1 protein-coding gene is annotated in these 598 nt (G+C 74.1%); it reads left to right on the top strand.

What is annotated here, in order from left to right:
- Positions 1-179: 179 nt before the first annotated feature.
- On the top strand, positions 180-575 hold the full coding sequence (locus P409_RS39885; protein ID WP_081992333.1) for an NAD(P)-dependent oxidoreductase: 396 nt from the start codon (positions 180-182) through the stop codon (positions 573-575).
- Positions 576-598 lie beyond the last annotated feature (23 nt).

Genomic DNA, 598 nt, shown 5'->3' with positions numbered 1-598 from the left:
TCTGCGCGCGTCCGCGCGCGAATGCGGACCAGCCCCACCCCAATGAGGATCGGCACGTTGCCGGACATGGCCGGCTCAATCGGCACGAACCCCCTCCCCCTACCCCCCTCCCGCAAGGGGAGGGGGGACTCAAAAGAAGTCGGCCATCGGCCCATCCGGCTGCGCAGGACCAAGCCCCCCTGCCTCATCTCCCCGTCTTCCTGACCGTGCGCGCCCGGGTCTGCGTGCTGGTCGGCGGCGGCGATGCCACGGCGCCGAAATTCGAGCTGCTGCGACGGGCGGGCGCCGCGATCCGGCTGGTCGGCGCCGATTCCGACTTTGCCGAGACGGCGGCCGAGATCCTGCCGGGGCCGCTGACCGCCGATCATCTCGCCGGGGCCTGCCTGGTGATCGACGCCTCGGGCGACCCCGACGCCAACGCCCGCAGCGCCGCCCTCGCCCGCGCAGCGGGCGTGCCGCTGAACGTCGTCGACCGGCCGGCGCTGTGCGACTTCATCCTGCCGGCGATCCTGGACCGGTCGCCGTCGTCGGTGGCGGTCTCGACGGCGGCGCCGCGCCCGCCTTGGCCGGGCTGATCCGGCAGGAGCTGGAGGCGCTG

Source organism: Inquilinus limosus MP06 (assembly GCF_000767795.1).
Lineage (GTDB): Bacteria > Pseudomonadota > Alphaproteobacteria > DSM-16000 > Inquilinaceae > Inquilinus > Inquilinus limosus_E.
This window is presented reverse-complemented; position numbering and strand designations above follow the sequence as displayed.